The organism is Seonamhaeicola marinus, from assembly GCF_008085455.1.
In genome coordinates this window covers 1-830 of sequence record NZ_VSDQ01000557.1, presented here as the reverse complement: position 1 = coordinate 830, position 830 = coordinate 1, and the positions used below count along the sequence as shown (strand labels likewise).

At 34.0% G+C, this 830-nt stretch carries 1 protein-coding gene; it reads right to left on the bottom strand.

The genetic code is table 11. The features are described from left to right. On the bottom strand, positions 1-830 hold an 830-nt coding region (gene porX, locus FUA24_RS08245), incomplete at both ends, for a T9SS response regulator signal transducer PorX (RefSeq protein WP_148541264.1).

Here is an 830-nt window from a genome sequence, read left to right as displayed (position 1 = left end):
TAACGTTTATAGTACCGTGGTCTGTTGTTAAAATAAGTTTAAACCCTAATTGTTGCGCTTGCTGTATCATATCTAATAAAGGCGAATTTTTAAACCAACTTTGGGTTAAAGACCTGTAAGCTTTATCATTTGAAGCTAATTCTTTTACAACTTCCATTTCGGTTTTAGCATGCGATAGCATGTCAACAAAATTGTAAACTACCACCGTTAAATCGTTGTTTTTTAAAGCACTGAAGTTTTCTGCTAGTTTTTTTCCGTTTTTTAAATTGGTTATTTTGTGGTATTCATAGTTTAAGTTGTTTAAACCTAGACGTTTCATTTGTGCGTTTAAAAAATCGGCTTCATGTAGGTTTTTGCCTCCATCATCGGTGTCATTTTTCCAAAATTGCGGAAACAAGGTTTCCATATCACTTGGCATTAAACCTGAAAAAATGGCATTTCGCGCATATTGTGTTGCTGATGGTAAAATGCTAAAAAAGGCGTCTTCTTTTTCTTTTTTGTAATAGTTACTTATTATGGGTTCAAATGCTTTCCATTGGTCGTACCGTAAATTGTCAATAACCAACAATAATGTAGGTTGTTTGGGGGTTATTTCGGGCACTACTTTCTCTTTAAATAATGTGTGAGACATTACGGGGGCATTAGTATTAGCCTCAAACCATTTGGGGTAGTTTTTCTCTATAAATTTACCAAATTGTATGTTGGCTTCGTTTTTTTGAGATTCTAAAATTTCAAACATTCCGGTGTCTTCAATATCTTCTAATTGAATTTCCCAGTAAATTAGCTTTCGGTATAATTCCACCCATTCATCATAGGTGTTAACCATGGCC